Annotated in this window: 18 protein-coding genes and 2 pseudogenes; 9 read left to right on the forward strand and 11 right to left on the reverse strand. The window is 44.9% G+C overall.

Features of this window, described 5'->3' with window-relative positions; all coding sequences use genetic code 11:
* The first annotated feature begins 154 nt into the window (after window positions 1-154).
* Window positions 155-892 (forward strand): annotated as a pseudogene (locus GA693_RS01545) (carbonic anhydrase).
* A gap of 65 nt (window positions 893-957) precedes the next feature.
* Here the strand turns inward: GA693_RS01545 and GA693_RS01550 are convergent.
* The 4 genes from GA693_RS01550 to GA693_RS01565 form a co-directional block, all read right to left on the reverse strand.
* A complete protein-coding gene (locus GA693_RS01550) occupies window positions 958-1,683 on the reverse strand; it encodes an amino acid ABC transporter ATP-binding protein (protein ID WP_171293328.1) in 726 nt (241 codons plus the stop codon).
* Between the two features lie 14 nt (window positions 1,684-1,697).
* Window positions 1,698-2,381, reverse strand: coding sequence for an ABC transporter permease subunit (locus GA693_RS01555; protein WP_005176046.1), 684 nt, complete (start codon window positions 2,379-2,381; stop codon window positions 1,698-1,700).
* The gene (locus tag GA693_RS01560; protein ID WP_005176049.1) at window positions 2,381-3,124 is read right to left on the reverse strand and encodes an amino acid ABC transporter permease; all 744 of its coding nucleotides are present in this window, start codon (window positions 3,122-3,124) and stop codon (window positions 2,381-2,383) included. Before GA693_RS01560 ends, GA693_RS01555 begins: the two co-directional genes overlap by 1 nt.
* Window positions 3,125-3,187: 63 nt before the next feature.
* Entirely contained in the window at window positions 3,188-4,132 is a 945-nt protein-coding gene (locus GA693_RS01565) for a transporter substrate-binding domain-containing protein (protein WP_104470415.1), read from the reverse strand.
* Between GA693_RS01565 and GA693_RS01570 the strand changes: the two genes are divergently transcribed.
* Window positions 4,118-4,351 (forward strand): hypothetical protein, encoded by a 234-nt coding sequence (locus GA693_RS01570; protein WP_127801117.1) that lies wholly within the window; start codon window positions 4,118-4,120, stop codon window positions 4,349-4,351. The genes GA693_RS01565 and GA693_RS01570 overlap by 15 nt on opposite strands.
* A gap of 141 nt (window positions 4,352-4,492) precedes the next feature.
* On the opposite strand, the gene GA693_RS01575 is transcribed toward GA693_RS01570, so the two are convergent.
* Together GA693_RS01575 and tnpA are read right to left on the reverse strand one after the other, a co-directional pair.
* Window positions 4,493-5,170: a DUF421 domain-containing protein gene (locus tag GA693_RS01575; RefSeq protein WP_016659883.1), complete on the reverse strand. Its 678-nt coding sequence runs from the start codon at window positions 5,168-5,170 to the stop codon at window positions 4,493-4,495.
* 372 nt (window positions 5,171-5,542) lie between these two features.
* Complete coding sequence (gene tnpA / locus GA693_RS01580; RefSeq protein ID WP_016658435.1) at window positions 5,543-5,992, reverse strand: IS200/IS605 family transposase; 450 nt, start codon at window positions 5,990-5,992, stop codon at window positions 5,543-5,545.
* A 72-nt stretch (window positions 5,993-6,064) separates the two neighbouring features.
* Here tnpA and GA693_RS01585 point away from each other — a divergent pair, with 72 nt between their 5' ends.
* The 5 genes and pseudogenes from GA693_RS01585 to GA693_RS01605 all read left to right on the forward strand — a co-directional run bounded on the left by GA693_RS01585 (window position 6,065) and on the right by GA693_RS01605 (window position 10,718).
* A complete protein-coding gene (locus tag GA693_RS01585; protein ID WP_016658436.1) occupies window positions 6,065-7,456 on the forward strand; it encodes an RNA-guided endonuclease InsQ/TnpB family protein in 1,392 nt (463 codons plus the stop codon).
* A 35-nt stretch (window positions 7,457-7,491) separates the two neighbouring features.
* Window positions 7,492-8,067, forward strand: a pseudogene (locus tag GA693_RS01590) (molecular chaperone DnaJ); the annotation flags it as partial.
* 93 nt (window positions 8,068-8,160) lie between these two features.
* Window positions 8,161-9,345, forward strand: a complete 1,185-nt coding sequence (locus GA693_RS01595; RefSeq protein WP_075174402.1) for a molecular chaperone DnaJ — start codon at window positions 8,161-8,163, stop codon at window positions 9,343-9,345.
* Between the two features lie 92 nt (window positions 9,346-9,437).
* The gene (locus tag GA693_RS01600) at window positions 9,438-9,734 is read left to right on the forward strand and encodes an endonuclease domain-containing protein (protein ID WP_075174403.1); all 297 of its coding nucleotides are present in this window, start codon (window positions 9,438-9,440) and stop codon (window positions 9,732-9,734) included.
* Window positions 9,735-9,941: 207 nt separating this feature from the next.
* Window positions 9,942-10,718: a hypothetical protein gene (locus GA693_RS01605; RefSeq protein ID WP_104473729.1), complete on the forward strand. Its 777-nt coding sequence runs from the start codon at window positions 9,942-9,944 to the stop codon at window positions 10,716-10,718.
* Between the two features lie 187 nt (window positions 10,719-10,905).
* Here GA693_RS01605 and GA693_RS01610 read toward each other — a convergent pair whose 3' ends face one another.
* On the reverse strand, window positions 10,906-13,800 hold the full coding sequence (locus GA693_RS01610; protein ID WP_075174406.1) for a valine--tRNA ligase: 2,895 nt from the start codon (window positions 13,798-13,800) through the stop codon (window positions 10,906-10,908).
* 184 nt (window positions 13,801-13,984) lie between these two features.
* Here GA693_RS01610 and GA693_RS01615 point away from each other — a divergent pair, with 184 nt between their 5' ends.
* A complete protein-coding gene (locus GA693_RS01615; protein WP_005176074.1) occupies window positions 13,985-14,680 on the forward strand; it encodes a hypothetical protein in 696 nt (231 codons plus the stop codon).
* A 20-nt stretch (window positions 14,681-14,700) separates the two neighbouring features.
* On the forward strand, window positions 14,701-15,504 hold the full coding sequence (locus GA693_RS01620) for an SDR family NAD(P)-dependent oxidoreductase (RefSeq protein WP_160241550.1): 804 nt from the start codon (window positions 14,701-14,703) through the stop codon (window positions 15,502-15,504).
* A 47-nt stretch (window positions 15,505-15,551) separates the two neighbouring features.
* On the opposite strand, the gene GA693_RS01625 is transcribed toward GA693_RS01620, so the two are convergent.
* The 4 genes from GA693_RS01625 to GA693_RS01640 all read right to left on the reverse strand — a co-directional run bounded on the left by GA693_RS01625 (window position 15,552) and on the right by GA693_RS01640 (window position 21,286).
* Window positions 15,552-15,986, reverse strand: coding sequence for a YbjQ family protein (locus GA693_RS01625; protein ID WP_005176078.1), 435 nt, complete (start codon window positions 15,984-15,986; stop codon window positions 15,552-15,554).
* A 3-nt stretch (window positions 15,987-15,989) separates the two neighbouring features.
* Window positions 15,990-16,346 carry a YbjQ family protein gene (locus tag GA693_RS01630; protein WP_005176080.1) on the reverse strand — a complete coding sequence of 119 codons (357 nt, stop codon included), beginning with the start codon at window positions 16,344-16,346 and terminating at the stop codon, window positions 15,990-15,992.
* A 303-nt stretch (window positions 16,347-16,649) separates the two neighbouring features.
* Window positions 16,650-18,107: a multidrug efflux RND transporter AdeIJK outer membrane channel subunit AdeK gene (gene adeK, locus GA693_RS01635; RefSeq protein ID WP_005176082.1), complete on the reverse strand. Its 1,458-nt coding sequence runs from the start codon at window positions 18,105-18,107 to the stop codon at window positions 16,650-16,652.
* Entirely contained in the window at window positions 18,107-21,286 is a 3,180-nt protein-coding gene (locus GA693_RS01640) for an efflux RND transporter permease subunit (protein ID WP_075174408.1), read from the reverse strand. The genes adeK and GA693_RS01640 overlap by 1 nt, the downstream gene beginning before the upstream one ends.

The raw sequence follows: 21,286 nt of genomic DNA on the forward strand, positions 1-21,286 counted from the left end.
GTCATTATCAGGCCATCAGGCTGAATTATAACGCTCAAAAACCGCTCCAATCAGATACAAAAGCAATAAACAGTTGGAAGATTTGGTTTTGTCCTGCCGGCGCAGGTTACGGATGATCAAGGCTCTTTTGATGATGTGTTTTCAAGGTTGAAGAATGAAACGGAGTATTTTTGCAGCGACTGCACTTTTGAGTATGAATATGGCTTTTGCTGCCGAGGGCAGTCATTTTGACTGGAGCTATGCGGCACAGACTGCGCCGGATAAATGGAGCCAGTTAAAACCGGAATATCAGGCCTGCGCGGGCATGAATCAGGCGCCCATTAATATTGCCCAGACCACACCGGCACAGTTGCCGCCGTTAAAACTGAACTATGCGGCCAAGGCCAAAACCATTGTGAATAACCAGCGCACGGTTCAGGTCAATTTTGAGCAGGGTAGCCATTTAGAACTGGACCAGAAAATCTTTGAACTCAAGCAGTTCCATTTGCATAGTCCAAGTGAAAACACCATTCAGGGGTAAAGTTTTGCGATAGAGATGCATCTGGTACATGCCACACCTGCGGGTGAACTGGCGGTGCTGGCAATTATGTTTCAGGAAGGTCAGGAAAATCCGAAGCTGAAACAGCTGTGGCAGGAATTACCGCAGCAACCCGGTGAGGCCATTATTTTAAACCATCAGGATGTAGCCGCGGCATTTTTACCGGAGCAACGGGATTATTATCGTTTTAACGGCTCTTTAACCACGCCGCCGTGTACCGAAGGCGTGCGCTGGATTATCTTCAAACAGATTCAGCAGGCCTCGAGACAGCAGATTCAGGCTTTTTCACAGCTGATGGAACATCCGAATAACCGGCCGGTACAGCCGACCAATGCGCGTCTGGTGCTGGAGTAATCGAATACGAAAAAAAAGCAGATCGTTTGATCTGCTTCTTAATTTGGGATGTTTGGTTGTATGGATTAATGCAGGATTTTATCTAGGAACTGCTGGGCACGTTCACCGCGCTGGGTATTAAAGAATTCATCTTTGGTGCAGTCTTCGACAATCTTGCCCTGATCCATAAAAATCACCCGGTTGGCGACCTGGCGGGCAAAGCCCATTTCATGGGTCACACACATCATGGTCATGCCTTCACGCGCCAGCTCGACCATCACGTCCAGTACTTCGGTAATCATTTCCGGGTCTAGCGCCGAGGTTGGTTCATCAAACAGCATGGCAATCGGGTCCATACTTAAGGCCCGGGCAATGGCAACCCGCTGCTGCTGCCCACCAGAGAGTTGCGCCGGAAACTTATTCGCCTGCGAACTTAAACCAACCCGATCCAGATAGGCCAGTCCTTTCTGTTTGGCTTCAGTTTCCGAGCGGCCTAGTACTTTGATCTGGGCAATGGTCAGGTTTTCGGTAATGCTTAAATGCGGAAACAGCTCGAAATGCTGGAACACCATGCCAACACGGCTACGCAGTTTGTTCAGATTGGTTTTCGGGTCGCTAATCGAAATCCCATCGACCAGAATCTGGCCTTTTTGAAACGGTTCCAGACCATTTACGGTTTTAATCAAGGTCGATTTTCCCGAACCCGATGGTCCACATACCACCACCACTTCTCCCTGACGAATCTGGGTGCTGCAATCAGTCAGGACTTTAAAATCCTTATACCATTTGCTGACATTCTGGAGGTCAATCATAATCTTGGGTTCGGTCATACCGTCAGCCTCCTTTGTAGTTTTTTCACTGCATAGGTGGCGATTAAACTCACGCTAAAATACACCAGCCCGGCAAATAGAATATATTGGGTCAGCAGCGCCATTAAATCGCCGCGGACATAATTGGTACGGAAGAAATCCAGCAGGCCAATGGCATAAACCATGGTGGAGTCCTGAAACAGGATGATGGTCTGCTGTAACAGCAGCGGGGTCATTTTGCGAAAGGCCTGCGGTAAGATAATCAGCCGCATCGACTGGCCATAAGTCATGCCCAGCGCATAGGCAGCCGCAGTCTGGCCTTTGGGAATGGACTGAATCCCGGCACGGACAATTTCGGAAAAGTAAGCTGCTTCAAACAGCATAAAGGCCACGATACTCGACACCAGCGCGGTATCAATGGTCAGGTAATTCCCGGTGAGGGCGGTATAGAAAAACGGTACCGCAAAATAGAACCACATTAGCACCAGCAGCAGGGGAATCGAGCGGAACAGATTGACATAGCCTTGTGCAAACAGGTTTAGCACGCGAATAGAAGACAGGCGCATTAACGCCAGCAGGGTGCCAATTAGAATACCGCCAATGGTCGCCATGACCAGCACTTTTAAGGTAATGGTAAAACCATGCCATAGCGCTGGCCCCGACAGTTGTAAATCATTTAAAAATGCAGTGAGCCATTCCATTATTTTTCTCCTGCAATCAGGCCGGGAACACGTAAACGTTTTTCCAGCAGGTTCATGCCCTGAATCAGGCAAATATTAATCACAATAAAAATAACGGTGACAATGGTATAAATTTCAATGGTGTTTTGCGTGTACTCACTGATGGTTTTCATTTGCGAGATAATTTCAGCCACCCCGACCAGAGAGGCGACTGAGGTATTCTTAACGCAGTTGGTCAGCTCCGAGCTTAACGGCGGCAAAATGGTGCGAAATGACTGCGGCAAAATTACATAGCGATATAACTGCGCGGTACTAAAACCCATGGCATAACCGGCATTGATCTGTCCGCGTGGCAGGGCTTCAATACCGGTGCGCACCTGTTCACAGACCCGTGCCGCGGTAAACAGTCCCAGTCCAATACTGGCTGAAATCAGCGCTGAAGTATGCGCGCCTAGATCATTCATCCACCAGCTTTTGATGGGCGCTGGCAGGAAATTGGGCACCACATAGAACCAGATAAACAGCTGGATCAGCAGCGGTACATTACGAAAAATGGTGACATAGGCGGTGCCAATCGTGCGGGCGGTTTTGCTGGGCAGGGTTCGCATAATCCCCAAAATGCTGCCCAGTAGCATGGCAATACTCCAGGCCACAATGGCAATCACCAGCAGCCAGCCCAGACCGGCGAGAATCCAGTGCAGATAGGTACTGTCGCCAATGCCGGTCGACTGAAACAGGACACCCCAGTTCCAACTATAATTCATACGTCCTCCTCAAAAACTCAGGTAAAGCATCCATGTTTACCTGAGCCGGTTTATGTTGGAGTGTTACTGATCACGATCGTGTGGATTGGCAATCAGGTCTTTCAGCTGATCGGACATCTCAAAGTTCAGGTTGATGTTTTTCGGTGGAATTGGCTGCTGGAACCATTTGTTATACATCTGGTTGATTTCACCGGAGCTATAGGTGGCTTTAATGGCATCATCTACCACCTGTTTAAATTCAGCATCGCCTTTACGCAGCATACAGCCGTAAATTTCCTGAATTGGTGCCGTGCCGACAATTACCCATTTGTCTGGATCGGTGGCTTTGGATTTTTCACCGGCCAGCAGAATATCATCCATCATAAAGGCAGCGGCGCGGCCACTTTGTAGCATCAGGAACGATTCGGCATGGTCTTTGGCTGAAATAATTTCGCCAATACCGAGTTCTTTTTCATGCTGGCGGATATAACGCTCAGAGGTGGTGCCGGCGGTGGTGACCAGTTTCTTGCCTTTTAAGTCAGCAAAATCCTGAATGCCGGAATCTTTGGCCGTCAGTAAACGTGAACCTACCTGGAAGAAACCGACCGAGAAAGCGACTTGCTGCTGGCGTTCCTGATTGTTGGTGGTCGAGCCACACTCTAAATCGACTGTCCCGTTAGAAACCAGTGGAATCCGGTTCTGGCTGGTGACCAGGTTGTAGCGGATTTTCAGATCTGGCATCTCCAGTTTCTGTTTTAGCGCTTCCACCACTTTCAGTTGCAGGTCATGCGCATAACCGACCGGCTGATTTGGCGTATCGGCAATATAGGAGAAGGGAATGGATGAGTCACGATAACCCAGCACAATGGTGCCGGACTTTTTGATTTTGTCTAAGGTGCCCGAACTCGAGGCAGCGGCATTGGTGTTGCTATTGGCATCAGCTGGAGCTTTATTGTCACTACAAGCACTGAGGCCAAGCATGAATGCGCTGGCACAAAACAGGGAGGTGAGGGTGTGTTTAGAGGTCATGTACAAAACTCCTTTTGTATTGATTATTGGTCATTTGCTGTTATTCATGGCAATTCCAATCCTGGAACTAATTTATCAGGTAATGAAGCAAATGAGATTGTTTTAATTATCTCTGCACAACGGCATAGCTTCATCTTAAGCGAGATTTTCAGCATTGCTCAAGCGAAATTTTTAACCGTTTTGTTAATGATAAATCGTTATGAAATAACCACTTTTTAGATAAATAGCAGCAAAAAGCATGAATAAAATACAGCAGGAACTGTGCCAGTCTTGGGCCATTAAAGACCAAGATATGACCAAAGTTGAGATAAGAAGTTAGGCGAAGGTAGATGAACCGGCACAGAGATTTAAAACACGCGATTAATCTACCCGCAGGGTATTGATGGCTTCAGTCCAGTGACAGCTGTCACAACGCGGGCAGATCTGCTCGGCACTTTGCAAAAAATCGGTATAGCCACAGTATACGCAGGCGTAATGGGTATGCGGTTTGACTTCGGTAATTTCCTGACAGGCTTTGGGAAACAGGGGCAAACCGTAACGCACCTGATCATTGGAAAAAAACAGGATGCTAAACTTGCCATCATTTTCGAGTAAACCGACCCGTACCTGTCCCAGATGTTCGACCCCTTGCTGGCGCATTTCGGCAAAGAATTCATCATGCGACATTTTACCGCGCTTAATCTTTTCTAAGACCAGCTCACCATCTTCGACAATATACAGTGACTTACCTTCCAGCAGATCTTCAAAGGGTTGGTATTTCATCATTAACCAGGTCACCAGACGATACAGGAAAATCACGATGCTCATGATTAGCAGGGCCTGAATCAGCGGCAGATCTTCGGTGAACATCGGGTCGCCGGCAATTGAACCCAGCGATAGAATAATCGCCAGTTCAAAAATTGACAGCTGGCGCACACCACGTTTTCCAGTCAGACGTAAAAAGATAATGATCATGCTGAACATGAGGATGGCACGCACGCTAATTTCAGCAGCAAAAGCCCAGGTGGTGTCATGAATAAAAATACTGGCCCAATCCATGTGAATGTCCTTTTTATAATGTGTTGGTCTTTGCTGATACTATGCATGAATTGTGGCGGCTGAATGTTTATAGTTGCGTAATGAACTGCAATGATCTGAGTGACTTGGTTAATTCAAAAAATTACCTGATCTGAAGCCATGTAATGTTAAGGCTTATTTGCTCAGGATTTTGCTTTGCTTCAGTTTTACTGAGATGAGTCAAAAAATACTTTCACATAAATCAGGTATAATTTCTCTTTTGCTTTTATCTTCCCTATGCCTTTTGCGCTGAAAACCATGCCAAACATAGTGCTTGAAGCTAAAATAACCTCAACACCTAGAGGTTTTTCAACGCTCTCACTAAGAGCGCATTCTCGCTCTTTTAAGGGCGAGTTAGCTCTTTTTTAATGACATGGACTTTTTAGCATTTTTTTCTGACGTTGGTGTTCTTTGTTCTTCAATGTATTTTTTCACTACATCCAAACTTGTGCCACCACAGGATACAGCGCAGTAACTAGGCGACCAAAAGTGATTGCCCCATAGTTTTTCCTTAACTTCATCCCAAAATGAACGCCTTAAAACATAAGAACTTTTCCCTTTCAGTTTTCCAACTAGGTTGGAAACTGAGTGCTTTGGATGAACACTTACAAGCAGGTGGATGTGATCATCTTCACCATTAAACTCAATAAGCTCACAATCCATTTGCAAACAGGTTTCTTCCATAATCTCTTTTAGGGAGGAAAGCATGTCTTTTGTTAATACATCTCTTCTGTATTTCGTAACAAATACTAAATGAACAATGTTTTTATAAATGCATGATCTACCTGTTCTCCACTCGTACATCTTATCCTCATACTAGATTTACTTTAACCTTATTTTAAGCTAAAATAACCTCAACACCTAGAGGTTTTTCAATTGCTAACAGGCATCCAATTAAGAGCATACCCAACACAACATCAAAAGCTGATTTTAAGTCAGTGGATGGGTTGTGCTCGTTTCGTTTGGAATGCCAAATGCGATGAGGATAAATACTTTCGAGGATTTGCCCGTAAGTTTGCAACTTTTGATCACTATTATGAAACCCAAGATCAAAAATACGCTCACTTTAAATCAGATGAGATTAGTTCATGGCTTGCAAACTGCCCTAGTACAATACAAAAGAACTCAACCGTTAATTGGTACAACACACTCAAAAAATCTATTAAAGGTTTATGTGGGCGACCAAAACGTAAAAAGAAGACAGATAAAGGTTCGATTCATTTAACCTCTGATTTATTCGAGTTTCGCACGGAAAGAAATAAGCGCAAGCTATATATCGGTGGTAAAAAATTTAATATAGGCTCATTAAGTTTTAAGGCTCATGCTAACTTCAAAGAACCGAAATCCCTTTATATTCGCAAAGAGCGTGGTCAATATTTCGTTTCTTTCTGCTATGAAGATGGTGTTGAGATTCAAGAGTTTGACGGTAAGAAATTCGATGCTAAAAAATACGCCAAAAGACAGTTAGATCATTTGCAGGGCATGGACGAAGAACAACTACAAAAAATAGTGGTTGGTATAGATCGTGGTGTCACCATTCCTGTTCATGCAGGCTATGAAGAATTTGATTTCTCTAAAGAACAAAAGAATCATTTAACAAAAGCAGATCGCTACATTAAGCGACTACAAAGAAAACTCGCTCGACAAGTAAAAGGCTCAAACCGAAGAGCTAAGACTAAACATCGAATTGCGGTGCATCACTCTAAGAAAGCCAATATTCGCAAGGACTTTGCTCATAAGACAAGTCATAGCCTAGTTAATGGTTTAGCTAAGGTATTTATCTTTGAAAAATTAAATACCAAGAGCATGACTAAAAAGCCTTTACCAAAGATCGATGAATCAGGTCGATTTATTCCTAATAAGGCTAAAGCCAAAGCAGGCTTAAACAAATCTATCCTGAACGTGGGTTGGCATAGAATTGCATCATTCCTAGCTTACAAAGCAGTTAAGCTAGGTAAAGCGGTATTTACCATCAATGCTTCTTATACAAGTCAAGAGTGCGCTTTATGCGGTCACACTCACCCCGACAATCGCAAAAGCCAAGACAAGTTTAAATGCGTGAGTTGTGGACACATTGACAATGCAGATCACAATGCATCAGTTGTTATTAAGAACAGGGCGATTAATTTAATTTTAGACAGTGGAACGCTGTTGGATGACAATCATTTGTCATCTAGTGGGCGCAGAGGTGTTCGTAAGACGACTAAGGGTGTTAAAGCCCTTTTTCGCAGTACCAATGAAGCGTCAAAAGAGATGTGTGCAACTTAGGTTGCACTACGGAAACTCGGTTGCTTTAGCTCCGAGTAGTTCATGATTGGAATAATGATCAATACCAACAAGCACGTGAGCAAGCCAAGTTAAAACGTCAGCAAGAAAAACAAGCGCAAGCTGAAAAGATGGTGAATCAATCACTCAAAACTGTGTATCTCAAGATTGCTTCCATCATTCACCCTGATCGTGAGCCCGATGAAGCTAAAAAAGAGGAAAAGACCGAGCTTTTACAACGTGCCAATGAAGCATACGAACAGGAAGATTTATTCTTTTTACTGAAACTTCAGCTTGAAGTTGAGCAAAGTAAAAACGGTTCAAACAAAGGTTTAAGCACAGAACAATTCAAGTTTTACCAACAGGCGTTAGAAGCACAAAGCCAGTCCTTAAAACAGCAGATGCAGGAATTGATTAACTCGCTTGTATGGTCAAATAAAGCCAAAATTGCGGTGCAAAAGTCCAAAGGGCAACTCAATATTGAGCAGTTGTATAAACAGATTGATGCGGATGTGTCGAACGTGAAGCATCAGTTAAAAGCGGAGAAGCAACGGCTGAGTTTTATGGGGAAAGAGAGTGGGCTAGGGATGTTGTTGGAGCATGGGGTTTTGTAAAGAATATAGTTTTTTTGAACTAAGCAAAAAGTTTGTATGCTATTCATTATGCTAAAATATTACAGAAATTAAGATTAGCGTTGAAGTCAGTGAATGAGCAATTTAGATTTAAGCATTTATCAAACGAGTGAAAAATTATCGGCACAACAAAAAAAGTTTAATCGGTTGCTTGAAAAAATTGAGCAATTACAAATGGTATTGGCGGACTGGCAACAAACGCAAAAACAAGTTCAAGAGGATGCAAGAGATGAGCTATTACCTTTATATCGTCAGTGGCACCACGTTTTGTTCGCTCAATTAGAGACGCTTTGGCAATATAAAAATACGCATAAAATCGCAAAAACATATTTAGTGCGTTTAGATGAAAAAATTTCAATTTTAGCGAGTCAGCTGCTTAATAATCCGAATCTTTCTGAACAACAACATGAGTTGACGCTTATCATTGCTCAACATTATGAGCTGATAGAAGAAAGTGCTGATGCTGAAGAAGTCAGCTCTCATGTAAATGATCATTCGCATCAAGCGCATGATGCTGATGAAATGATGCAAAAACAAGCCATAAAAGAAATGATAGCAGACCAAATCGGGGTACCCGTAGCTTGGCTTGACTTTGATTTGGATCTCAATAATCTCGACGCGTTTATGGAAAAAGTAAAAGATAAATTAGATCGAGAAGAAGCAAATTTTATTCAAAATCAGCTTAATGAAGATGAGCGTGATGAATATCAAAAGTTTGTTGAAAAGGAAAAAAAGAAAATTTTAAAGAAGCAAACACAGCTTGAAGAAGCGAAAAAAATGGCAGGGCAATCTCTAAAAAGCATTTATTCAAAAATTGCTGCCTTAATTCACCCTGATCGAGAGCAAGATGAACAAAAGCGCATTGAAAAAACCGAATTATTACAGCAAGCAAATGCTGCATTAGAGGAAAAAGATTTGCTTACTCTTTTGAAATTGCGTGTTTTTACAGCGCAAGGTGATCAGGAACAGGCAACAAAAATCGCGAATGAGCATTTGAAATCTTATAATTTATTGTTGGAAGAGCAAGTAGAGAAATTGCAATTTGAAATAGATGATATTATTTATTCATTTGATTGGATCGGCTCTGGTTTTTACAAACAGCGTTTTAAACCTGTTGATTTGATAAAAAAATATCAACGCGATTTAGCAGATATTCAAGCAAAACTGTTAAGAGATGAAAAGCGTTTAAATGATTATAAGGATTTTGATTACTTAAAAATTTTACTGAAAAGCAGAGCATTTAGTTGGTCATTTGAGTAATTTTTAGCATTGATTGTCATTCAGAGCATCGTCATTTTGACGATGCTTTTTTATGCACTTTAACCCGCTGATTATTCGCCTTCGCCAAATCCATGCGTCACACTGCCACCGATGCAGAACATTTAATGTGGCAACTTCTACGCGCCAAACGATTTATGAATCTTAAATTTCGTCGTCAGCATGTGATCAAACCTTATATTCTAGATTTTTACTGTCATGAAATTGGCTTGGTGATTGAGGTAGATGGTGGACAGCATGGAATAGATGATGCTATTGAATATGATGCTGCACGAACCAAGTTTTTAGAGGCTTTGGGTTTAACCGTTGTACATTATCGGAATCATGATGAGTTGGGGCGGACGGATATGGTTTTAGAAGATTTGTGGTAGAGATGTTTTGAACTAAAACAGACCTCTCCCTACCCCTCACTTGCGCTTTGTTTTAAAGCAGTGCTTTAAAACTTGTTCAGGAGAGGGAACTCGATTTTGAAATTCATATTGGCATTAAATCAAATGACGTTCGCTCTCCTTATGGGTGAGAGTTGGGGTGAGTGTATAATCAAGAGGATTGAATATTAATTTTATATAGGGAAAATAATGTCGTATTTGAATCTAGCTACACATCAAGTATTACTACGAAGTTATGAGGAATTAGCTATATTACATAATAGAAAAAATAAGCCTGAAAACTCAAAATTAACTGATGATAGATTTAGCGAGAGTTACTTGAAAGTATTTTGTAAGGAAGAAAAAATAATAGATAATTATGTGTATAACTTCCCATTACTTTCACTAAATGCTGCAATAGTAGAAGGTGCTTTACGATATATTTTATCTCAAAATTTAAGACAGGAAATTAATAAACATATTGAAGAAAATTTAAGAAGGGGTGCTACAGGTAAATCTCCCTATGAAAATATATTAGACACTTTTCTTATTAAATTAGAAAATGAAGGTGGGATTGAGAAATTATTTAATTTTTATATAGGATTTTTAAAATTTAATATTAATAAAGAAGTTAATCCTGATATTTGTAATAAAATCAGAATCTTATTTAGTTTAAGAAATATATTGGCACATGGAACAACATTTGTTGAAATTGATCCTGAGTTAATCGACGAAAATAATGAAGCATTCTTCAAGCAACAGAAAACTTTGGAGGCAGTAAGAAAATTATTGAATGAATTATATGGTCAAGATGATTTATTAAGAAACTTAAGTCATTTTGAGTTGCCAAAATATTTTATGGGAATCACACAAGAGTTTTTAAAAGAATTCAAAATTAAATTTGGTAACAAACACAAGTTATCTGATGATGATAATCGTTTTTTGGATAAGATAATTGAATACTCTTGGGGATATAGATTAGTTTGACTCGGCTTTGTTGCACAAAGATTTCATAACTATATGATTTTAGAAGTTTTGATTATTTTTTGATCCAAAATTAAATTTATTTAAATCAGATGCTTACATATTTATGCAACAAAGCCGTTTGACTCTAAAAATAAAGGGCTGAATAATCAGCCCTTTATACTATAAATTAGATCAAACTAACAATACATTAAAGCGCTGCAATTTGCTCCATATTCGCTTTAATCTTCGCTAACTGATCCGCAAACTCAGCAAGTTTCACTTTCTCGCCTTCAACCACAGCAGCAGGTGCTTTCGCCACAAAACCTTCATTGCTAAGTTTAGTGGCAATTTGGTCATGCTGCTTTTGAACCTTGTCTAAGTCTTTTTGTAGACGACTCAATTCCGCTTTAGGGTCAATTAAACCTTTCATTGGAACGAATACAGACACATGACCGACAACAGATGAAGAAGACAATGGTGGTTGTTCGCCATCAGCTAAGAATGTAATGCTTTCAACTTTAGCCAAGGCTTTAAACAATGGTTCAATACGAGCAATCTGCGCTTTTTCTGCATCAGTGGTGTTTTGAAGAAGAACAGGCAACAAACGCGCATTCCCTAGGCCCATTTCACCACGGATGTTACGTACCGCACCAATCAAACCTTGCAGCCATTGCATATCTGCTTCAGCTTGTTCATTCACTAATGCTTGGTCAGCAACAGGGTACTGTGCGAGCATAATCGTTTCGCCAGAAATGTTGAGTTTCGGCGCAAGTGTTTGCCAGATTTCTTCTGTTAAGTAAGGCATCAACGGATGTGCCAAACGTAAAGAGGCTTCCATTACAGAAAGAAGCACACGACGCACTTCAGCTTTACGTTCAACCGATACGTTTTCGTCATTCAGAACCGGTTTCGTCAGCTCGACATACCAGTCACAGTATTCATTCCAAATGAACTCGTAAATCGCTTGTGCAGCCAAGTCTAAACGATAGGTCGCAAAGGCTTGTTGAACCGCAGCTTCCGCTTTTTGTAGACGGCTGACAATCCACTGCTCAGGCAATTCCCAAAGGTCTTGACGAACGTCTTGACCAATCACTTGCTCTTCGCAGTTCATCATCACGAAACGGGTTGCGTTCCAGATTTTGTTGGCGAAGTTACGGTAACCTTCAACACGTTTCATGTCGAACTTAATGTCACGACCTGTGTTGGCAAGCGCACAGAAGGTGAAACGAACTGCATCTGTACCGTAAGATTGAATCCCTTCAGGGAATTCTTTACGGGTCGATTTTTCAATCTTCGCTGCTTGTTTCGGATTCATCAAACCTGTGGTACGTTTTTGTACTAAAGTTTCAAGATCAACACCATCAATCAAATCTAATGGGTCAAGCACGTTACCCTTAGATTTAGACATCTTCTGACCTTCGCCATCACGTACCAAACCGTGTACATACACAGTTTTGAATGGTACTTGTGGCGTGCCATCTTCATTTTTCATGAAGTGCATCGTAAGCATGATCATACGAGCAACCCAGAAGAAGATAATGTCAAAACCTGTCACCAATACATCAGTCGGGTGGAAAGTATTTAAGAAATAGTTTTCTTTGTCTTTCGCTTCGTCACCTGTCCAACCTAAAGTTGAGAATGTCCAAAGACCAGAAGAGAACCATGTATCCAATACGTCTTCGTCTTGGTTCAATTCAACTTCAGGGGCAATACCGTTTTTCGCACGAACTTCTTCTTCGTTACGACCCACGTAAACATTACCTTCTGCATCGTACCAAGCAGGGATACGGTGACCCCACCACAATTGACGCGAGATACACCAGTCTTGAATATTATTCATCCACGCCATGTACATGTTGCTGTACTGCTCAGGCACGAATTTGATACGACCGTCTTGAACCGCTTCAATCGCAGGTTTCGCAAGCGGTGCAATTTTTACATACCATTGATCCGTCAATAACGGTTCAACGATGACACCTGAACGGTCACCGCGAGGTGGTTTCAAGGTGTATGGTTGAATTTGGTCTAACCAGCCTTCAGCTTCTGCTTGTTCGACTAACTTTTTACGTGCTTCAAAACGCTCTAAACCAATGTAGTCTGCAGGGGCAGGAATGGTTTTAGAAATTTGCTCGCCCGCTTTCGCGATGTATTCAAACTCAGCCAACACTTCAGCATTTTTGTTGAAGATGTTGATGATTGGCAATTCGCAGCGTTTACCGACTTCATAGTCATTGAAGTCATGCGCAGGGGTAATTTTTACACAGCCGGTACCGAATTCTTTATCAACGTATTCATCTTTAACGATTGGAACCGCACGACCAGTAATTGGCAGGATGATATTTTGACCGACCAAGTGCGCATAACGTTCATCATCAAGGGCAACCGCAACCGCTGTATCACCCAACAATGTTTCAGGACGCGTGGTTGCAACCACGATGTGATCTTTACCATCGTGCGTGCGAAGTGACTTATCTTCAAAGAAGTATTTGAAGTGCCAGAGTGAACCTTGTTCTTCTTTATCAGACTCAACTTCTAGGTCAGATAGAGCAGTTTGCAGTTTAGGGTCCCAGTTCACCAGGCGTTTACCGCGGTAAATCAAGCCTTCTTCGTGAAGTTTTACAAACACTTCTTTCACTGCGTTTGATAAACCTTCATCCATGGTGAAGCGTTCACGTGACCAGTCGACAGAAGAACCTAAACGACGGATTTGACGGGTAATGTTACCGCCAGATTGTTCTTTCCATTCCCATACTTTTTCGATGAACTTTTCACGGCCCAAGTCATGACGGCTAATGCCTTGCGCACCGAGCTGACGCTCTACCACCATTTGCGTTGCAATACCTGCGTGGTCGGTACCCGGTTGCCATAAGGTATTTTTACCTGACATACGGTTATAACGGGTTAATGCATCCATGATGGCATTGTTAAAACCATGACCCATGTGCAAGCTACCGGTGACGTTTGGTGGCGGAATCATGATACAGAAAGACTCGCCTTTTTCAGACGGCTTGAAGTAACCGCGCTCTTCCCACGTTTGGTACCATTTTTTCTCGATCTCGGTCGGATCGTAAGTTGTAGCAATATTTTGCGCTGAATCAGTCATAGTTCGAACAGATCAAAAGTAGATAAAAAATTGCATCTATTGTAGCAAAAAAAATGGCGACTTAGGCAGCCTGAATCATTGGCTTGTTTAAGCAATTGGCATCTGCACTTACTCGTCGTATGATGTAGGCAAATAACAATGCGCAAAGTTCGCAGAACAACGACGAAAAAAAGCGAGAACAACAATGACCTATTCAATCGCACTAAAATTAAGCCCCGCTACCTATCAGCGTTTTCAGCAGTTACATCAACAGTTTAACCAGGGTAATCCGCACAGTCTGGCCAAGCCTTTAGGCGAGGTGCTGTCACATATTTCCTGTGAAATTGTCGATCAGGTGTTTGGTGAAATTGCCCGGACCAGCAGCTCGCCCGACCGTGAATCGGAAAAGATTGTGCAGCAGGTGATGGATACCGTGCAAAAATATATGCCATGGTCGGTGTCATTTTTTGGCAATGACCGTCTGGTGCCGATGGTGAATTATCTGCAACAGAAAACCTATGAAAAAGAGGGGCAGGCCTATGTGGCCTATCCGGTCGATAATGTGCTGATTAAAGAAACCTTGGGTTGTGTCGAACAAATCCGGCAGGGCAATAGTGCCTATATCCAGCCAGCCTTTCGGGCTTTTACCCAGATTGTCGATCAGGGCGTGACCAGTCTGGTCCGCGAGCCAAAGAAAATGCTGAAGTTTAATTTTATGGTCGATAAAACCCTGACCGGGGTGATTCAGCTGACTACCCAGCTTGGCTATAAGCGGCTGGAAAAACTCGGCACCCAGTTTGATACCCGCATAACGGAACAGTATTTCAATCATTTTCTGGGCTTTGTGGGCAATGACCCGCAGCCAGAGCGCGGTTACACTGATATTCATCACAACAAATGAACGTATAGAGGGACAGATTCATGGCCAAGCAGGATTTAACAGGAAAAGTGGTGTGGATTACCGGGGCATCTTCCGGATTGGGCAAAGCCTTGGCCAAAGAGTGTGCCTTGCAAGGCGCTGATGTCATTCTGACCGCACGCCGTTATGAAGAATTGGAAAAGGTGCGTGTGACTTTACTGAATCCTGAACGGCATGTGTCAGTTTGCGCCGATATTACCGATGAATCACAGGTGCGACATGCTTATGCGCAGGTGTTAGCGGCTAAAGGCCGGATAGACTGGCTGATTAACAATGCCGGTCTTAGCCAGCGCGCGCTGATTCAGGACACCACCATGCAGACAGAACGTGCCATTATGGAAGTCGATTATTTCTCGCAGGTGTTCCTGACCAAAACCGTGTTACCGACCTTTATTGCCCAGAAATCGGGACGGATTGCCTTTGTCTCTAGTGTCGCCGGTTTGCTCGGCACCCAGTACCGTGCCTCTTATTCGGCGGCCAAAGCCGCAATTCATATGTGGGCCAACAGTTTGCGTGCGGAAGTGGCGCAAGATGGCGTCGAGGTTTCGGTAATTTTCCCGGGCTTTGTCAAAACCAATGTATCTTTTAATGCCTTAAATGGCGAAGGCAAACCGCAGGGCCATCAGGATGAAGCAATTGAAAACGGTCTGGAGCCGGACCTGTTTGCCCAGACCACGGTCAGTGCCTTGCTGGCGGGTGAGGAATATATTGTGGTCGGTGGCGCCAAGGAAAAACTGGGGGTTTGGGTGTCGCGTCTGTCGCCAAGTACGCTGTATAAAATGATCCGTAAAATGAAGGTGAAGTAATACGTTCCAGAGCATTTGACGAGATGAAGACAGATCAGGCCATCAGCTTATTTCTTGATGGCCGTCCCATACGCAAACACTTCCACCATCCCACCTTGCATCCCCAGTTCGGTGGTGCTTAAACGCAGGCCTAAAATCTGGGTGGCGCCCATTTTCTCGGCTTCCAGCTTTAAGCGTACAATTGCTTCGCGGCGCGCACGTTCCACCACACTTTCATAACTGGTCAGGCGGCCACCGAGTAAATTCTGCACATTGGCAATTGCATATTTAAAGTAATCATGTGAAATCACCACATTGCTGCTGACCAGTTGGCCGGGTAGGTCAGTGCTTTTAAAGCGGCTGCTGTCGAGCTGGATATAGGCCAGTCGCTGTTCCTGTTCAGCCAGATATTGAAAATGCTTGCGTTCGTTATAACGGCCAAAACCAAAGCCAACGGCAAACAGGACCGCAAAAATCAGCAGCTGCAGGAGCAATCCATCCATGACTTAGTCCTGTGCAGGGAAGGGATCAGGCAGTTTTGGCATGATTGGATCGACAATCACCGCCGTGCCATAAACAAAAAGTTCAGATGCACCCTGGGCAATGTTGGAGGTGGAAAAACGGATTCCGACAATCGCATTGGCCCCCATGCTGCGCGCTTTGTCGATCATCCGGTTCATGGCTTCCTGACGCGATTCTTCCAGCAGTTCGGTATAGGCTGTCAGCTCACCACCGACAATATTTTTCAGTCCGGCCAGCAGGTCACGGCCGACATGCTTGCTGCGTACCGTGCTGCCATATACCACATCAATTTGCTGGCGAATGGTGTGTCCGGGTACAGATTCCAAATTACTCAGTAACATGTGATGACCAATAACAATAGATTGCTGATGAAGATAGAAAAACTGCGGGTAAAATGCAATCAAAAACATCTCTTTTGTAGTTTTATGCGGGCAGATGTGCATCCAATCCTTTGGCGAGTCACTACAAGCAAAACATGATTTCTTTGCTCTAATCATCACTGTATTGAACTGCTTTGATCTCATGGATGATCCAGGCACATCATCAGGCAAAGAAAAAGCCAGTCAGCGCGGGGCTCACTGGCTTGATCATCAAGCGGTGAGGATGAAATCACCCTGCTGCTTGAGGCTACAACTCAGACAATCTTATTGCTGAGCAGCGCGGCGTTGTTCTGCCACAGACGGCTGCTGGGTCACTTGATCTGAAGTGTTAGCTTTCAGGCCGCCACCTAAGGTTTTATACAGTTCCACCTGATTGTTCAAATTGGCCTGTTCCAGCAATAATAGCCCTTGCTCGGCCGCATAAGAGGCACGCTGTGCATCCAGTACGGTTAGATAGCTGTCAATGCCGGCACGGAAACGGGCTTCCGACAGACGATAGGTGGTATTGGTGGCTTCCACCAGACGGCGCTGTGCGGCAATCCGGTCACCAATATTTTCACGCACTGCCAAGGCATCATTCACTTCACGGAAAGCGGTCTGAATCGACTTTTCATAATCTGATAGCGCAATCTGCTGATCGGTTTCTGAAATGCGGATATTGGCCTGACGTGTGCCCCAGTCAAAGATTGGAATATCCAGACTTGGACCAATTGACCAGACAAAGTTGCCTGATTTGAACAGGTCACTTAAATCGGCCGAGGCATAACCGGCTGAACCGGTCAGGCTGATGGTCGGGAACAGACGGGCACGCGCTGCGGCAATATTGGCACCTGCGGCAGACAGACGGTATTCTGCTGCACGGACATCGGGACGGTTTACCAGCAGATCACTTGGTAAGCCCGCACCAATTGCCGTATTGGAGGTAATGCGGGTAATGCGCTGTGCCGGCAGCAGATTGGCCGGAACCGGTTGACCCACCAGCAGATTCAGCAGGTTTTGTGCCTGCGCCACCTGAGTCTTATAGTTAGCTACATCATTACGCGCGGTTTCGACTGAAATTTGCGCCTGACGTACCGGCAGTTCGCTGTCGATGCCAACGTCAAAACGTTTTTTGTTCAGGTTATACGATTCAAGCTGGGCCTTTAAAGTTTGCTCGGCCAGTTTCAGGTTGGCATTGGCAAAGGAATAGCTGAGCCAGGCCTGAGATACCTGACCAATCAGGGCAATTTGCGTGGCATCACGGGCGCTCTGGGTGGCCAGGAAATTATCCAGTGCATTGTCACGCAGGCTACGGACCCGACCCCAGAAATCCAGCTCATAGGCGGTGACCCCTAAACCTACGTTATAGGAGGTGCTTGGGCCACGACCCTGATTGCTCATGGTGTCCTGACGTAACACGCTGCCACTGGCGCCAATGGTCGGTAACTGGTTATTTTCAGTAATCTGGTACTGTTGCTGGGCACGCTGGATGTTCAGCGCCGCAGTACGTAAATCACGGTTATTGGTCAAGGCCAGATCCAGCACCTGTAGCAGGCGCTGATCGGCAAAGAAATCTTTATAACCCTGTTCTGCAACAGAGCTTCCGGAAGCATTGCTATAGCTGCTCGGAATATTCGCCTGAGCAACCGGCTCTGGCCCGCGCATACTCTGACAGGCTGTCAAAGCAAGCGCAAGGGCAGAAACCGCAATACCACGGCCTGTAAGAGACCATAAGTTTTGCATCACGATACATGCTCCTGATGATTTTGTTGTTTTGGTTTGTATTTAAAGATACTTCGAATCCACACGTAGAATACCGGGATAAAGAAGATACCCAACAAGGTCGAGCTGATTACGCCGCCCAGAACACCATAACCGACCGAGTGCTGGCTACCTGCACCTGCACCTGAAGACAGGGCCAGCGGCAGTACACCAAAACCGAAGGCTAAAGTGGTCATGATAATTGGACGTAAACGCATTTTTGCCGCATGTAAAGTGGCTTCAAACAGGTCTTCACCTTTTTCCTGCAACTCTTTGGCGAATTCGACAATCAGGATCGCGTTTTTCGCAGACAGACCAATCACCGCAATAATCGCCACCTGGAAGTAGATGTTATTCGACAGGTTCGGGTTCTGGAACAGCACCATCCCGCTGAAGGTCAGGAACAGGGCACCGACAATACCTAATGGTACGACCAGTAATACCGAGAACGGAATTGACCAGCTTTCATACAGCGCTGCCAGACACAGGAAGACGATTAACAGCGACAGGGCATACAGGAATGGTGCCTGATCACCCGATTCACGTTCTTCCAGTGACAGACCGGTCCATTCATAGTCGAAACCTTGCAAGCCCATGTCTGGCAGCTTGGCAATAATTTCTTCCATGGCCACCATCGCATCACCCGAGCTGACGCCAGGCGCTGGTGTACCCTGAATGTTCATGGAGGATACGCCGTTATAACGCTCTAAACGTGGTGAACCATAAGTCCATTCACCGGTTGCAAAGGCCGAGAATGGTACCATTTCGCCGCGGTTATTACGTACATACCATTGATCGAGGTCTTCCGGCATCATACGTGAGCCTGCTTCACCCTGAACATAGACTTTCTTGACACGACCGCGGTCGATAAAGTCATTGATGTACGAACCACCCCAGGCCATGCCCATGGTGCTGTTAATTTCAGCAATACTCACGCCCAAGGCACCGGCCTGCGCATGGTCCACAATCACGCGGTACTGTGGTGTATCTTCCTGACCATTTGGACGAACCCCGGCCAGACGTGGATCTTTGGCTGCTTCACCTAAAATGATGTTACGTGCCATGGTCAGTTTTTCATGACCCTGACCACTGGCATCTTTCAGCTGCAGGTTAAAGCCGGCACTCACGCCCAGTTCAGGCATGGCAGGCAATTGCAGTGGCATGATGTAAGAAGCATCTTTAACAATCATGTTCAGTGCCATACCACGCTGGATAATCGCACCGACCTGAGATTCTGGCGAAGTACGTTCTGACCAGTCTTTCAGCTTAATGAAGGCCAGACCTGCGTTTTGTCCAACCCCGGTGAAGGAGAAGCCGGCCACACTAAACACAGACTCGACATGCTCTTTCTCATTTTCCAGGAAGTAGTTGGTCATGGTGCTGACGACTTTGTCAGTCCGTTCCAGACTGGCATTTGGTGGCAATTGCACCAGTGTCATCACCACACCTTGGTCTTCATCCGGCAGGAACGAAGATGGCAGTTTCTGGAATAACAGCACAATCACAACCAGCACTGCACCGTAAATAATCCCGGAGAAAATCTTGCTGTGGGTCATACGGTTCACACCGCCCTGATATTTCACCGACATCTTGTCAAAGCTGCGGTTAAACCAGCGGAAGAAACGCGCAAACAGACCGTTGCTTTCCGGCTTGTTCGGATCATGCTGTTTCAGCATGGTCGCACACAGGGCAGGGGTAAAGGTTAAGGCTACAATCAGCGACAGTACCATTGCCGTGACCAGGGTCACCGAGAACTGACGATAAATCACCCCGGTCGTACCACCGAAGAATGCCATTGGTACGAATACCGCAGACAGCACCGAGGTAATCCCGATTAACGCGCCAGAAATCTGTTTCATTGACTTTTCAGTGGCTGCCACAGGGTCGAGATGTTCTTCGACCATGACACGTTCCACGTTTTCGACCACGACAATTGCGTCATCGACCAGCAGACCAATCGCCAGAACCATCGCAAACATGGTCAGGGTGTTAATCGAGAAGCCGAACATATTGATGACGGCAAAGGTTCCCAAGACCACCACCGGTACAGCCATGGTTGGAATAATGGTAGCGCGCCAGTTCTGCAGGAACAGGAACATTACCAGGAATACCAGAATAATCGCTTCAATTAAGGTTTTAACAACACTCTTAATCGACAATTCAATAAATGGTGTGGTGTCAAAGGCCAGCTGATCGACCATCCCTTGCGGGTAGTTTGGACGTAACAGCTTTAAGCGCTCTTCAACGGCTTGGGCGGTATCCAGCGCGTTGGCACCGGTTGCCAGTTTAATCGCAACACCACCGGCAGGTTTGCCGTTGAATTTGGAATCAAACTGATAGTTGTCTGCACCGAGTTCTACACGAGCTACATCACCCAGACGCACCTGTGCACCTGAAGCAGTATTTTTCAGGAAGATATTGCTGAACTGTTCTGGGGTTTGCAGCAGGCTTTGTGCCGTTACGGTTGCGTTGAGCACCTGACCTTCTATGGCGGGTGCACCACCTAACTGACCGACAGCGACCTGGGCATTCTGGGTACGAATGGCTGTGGCAATATCACTTGGGGTGACTTGCAGGCTGGCCATTTTGGCTGGGTCCAGCCAGATGCGCATTGCATAGGAACCACCAAACACCTGAACTTCACCGACCCCCGCCACACGGCTTAAGGGTTCAGAAATATTGGAGTTAACATAGTCTTTGATGTCATTTGCTGACATGCTGCCATCAGGCGAATAGAAGGCCAGAACTTGCAGGAAGCTGGCGCCTGATTTGGTGACCCTCACCCCTTGACGCTGGACATCTTCCGGCAGCAGGGCGGTGGCAGACTGTAATTTGTTCTGTACCTGAACCTGGGCAATGTCAGGATCGACGCCTTGTTCAAAGTTCAGCGCAATAGACGCAGAACCGTTACCGGCACTGTTCGATGAAATATAACGCAAGCCATCGAGACCATTCATCTGCTGTTCAATAATCTGGGTTACTGTGTTTTCAACAGTTTCAGCCGAAGCACCCGGATAGGTCGCAGAAATGGTGACCGTTGGCGGCGCAATGGTCGGATACTGGGCAATGGGCATATTGGATAGGGTTAGAATACCCGCCAACATGATCACCAGTGCAATCACCCATGCAAAAATCGGGCGATGAATAAAAAATTGAGCCAT

The sequence above is a fragment of the Acinetobacter indicus genome (genome assembly GCF_009914475.1).
Taxonomy (GTDB): Bacteria; Pseudomonadota; Gammaproteobacteria; order Pseudomonadales; family Moraxellaceae; genus Acinetobacter; species Acinetobacter indicus.